This window comes from Bacillus sp. SRB_8 (assembly GCF_003264205.1).
GTDB classification, from domain to species: domain Bacteria; phylum Bacillota; class Bacilli; order Bacillales; family Bacillaceae_G; genus Bacillus_A; species Bacillus_A mycoides.
In genome coordinates this window covers 1,883-2,520 of the sequence record NZ_NADT01000030.1, presented here as the reverse complement: position 1 = coordinate 2,520, position 638 = coordinate 1,883, and the positions used below count along the sequence as shown (strand labels likewise).

The 638-nt window shown below is 34.8% G+C and carries 1 pseudogene; it reads left to right on the top strand.

The window, feature by feature from the left end:
• Window positions 1–126: 126 nt before the first annotated feature.
• Window positions 127–638, top strand: a pseudogene (locus B5P40_RS24520) (cell wall-binding protein); the annotation flags it as partial.

Genomic DNA, 638 nt, shown 5'->3' with positions numbered 1-638 from the left:
TAAGATGAATTTATAAATATTGATTTTATATTTTAAATCAATATACGACAGTATTTATATGTTTGTTTTTTACAGTGTTACATGTAAGCAATCTAGGCTCAATCTTACTAAGAGAGGACAACAAAAATGAAGAAAAAATTTAAAACAATTGGAATTGGAAAGAAAGTAATTCCTACTGCAGCGGCATTAGGTATTCTTTTTTCTGTCGCTCCTATTGCAGAAAACAAAGCTAGCGCAGGGATAGGTACGGTAATAGATATAAGTATTACTGTATTAGGTGCTTTAGCAAACACTTATGAAGCACTTGGAATAAGCCCAGAGGAGAAAGACCGAAACCCAGGTACTCGCATTGATGTATATGCAGAAAACGAAACTTACCAGGCTCCTAGTTTTACATCTGGGGAATTTAATATTTCCATGTATCATACACAAGGTGATTCGAATTTTCTTAAACCAGTTAAAGTACGCTATCCAAATGGAAGAATCGAACTTCATCAACTAAGATCTGGGCAGCAGCTTAAAATTACTGAAGCAGGTGCAATTATAGATTTAAACCCTAATGGAGCAAATGTCTCAGAACACGATCTTCTTTACATTACACAAGCACAATTAGACGAAGGAAAGACCGGAGTTGTGAT